The sequence below is a fragment of the Rhodosalinus halophilus genome (assembly GCF_003298775.1).
Taxonomy (GTDB): Bacteria; Pseudomonadota; Alphaproteobacteria; order Rhodobacterales; family Rhodobacteraceae; genus Rhodosalinus; species Rhodosalinus halophilus.
Window position 1 is genome coordinate 1 of record NZ_QNTQ01000027.1, and the last position, 421, is coordinate 421.

The following is a 421-nucleotide window of genomic DNA, read 5'->3' on the forward strand; positions in this document are numbered from 1 at the left end:
TGCCCTGGCGCGCGACATCAAGCTTCTCATGCTTGACGAGCCTTACGAGGGCCTCGCGCCGGTGATCGTGGACGAGATCGAGCGGACGCTGCACACCATCAAGAGCCAGGGGATGACGACCATCCTCGTCGAACAGAACGCGGTGCGCGCGCTGCAACTCGCGGACCGGGCGCTGATCCTTGACACCGGGTCGATCGTGTTCGACGGTAGCGCTGACGAGGTGCTCGCCGACGAGCAGCTTCGCGCCGAGTACCTGGCCATCTAGGCAACTGGAGGGTCGGGTCGCCCGCCCCCTTTCTGGCTGCTTGCGGGGGCGGGTTCTCGGCCCGCGGAACAAGGGAGGAGAGCCATGACCACCACGCATCCGCCCTCGGCGGAAACTGTCGCGCGCGCGCATGTTGATGCGGCGGCGTATGAGCGG

The 421-nt window shown here is 67.0% G+C and carries 1 protein-coding gene; it reads left to right on the forward strand.

Annotated elements, in window-relative coordinates; translation table 11 throughout:
* Nucleotides 1-265, forward strand: a 265-nt coding sequence (locus DRV85_RS17875; protein WP_476705479.1) for an ATP-binding cassette domain-containing protein, incomplete at its 5' end; no start/stop codon positions are given.
* Nucleotides 266-421: the final 156 nt, after the last annotated feature.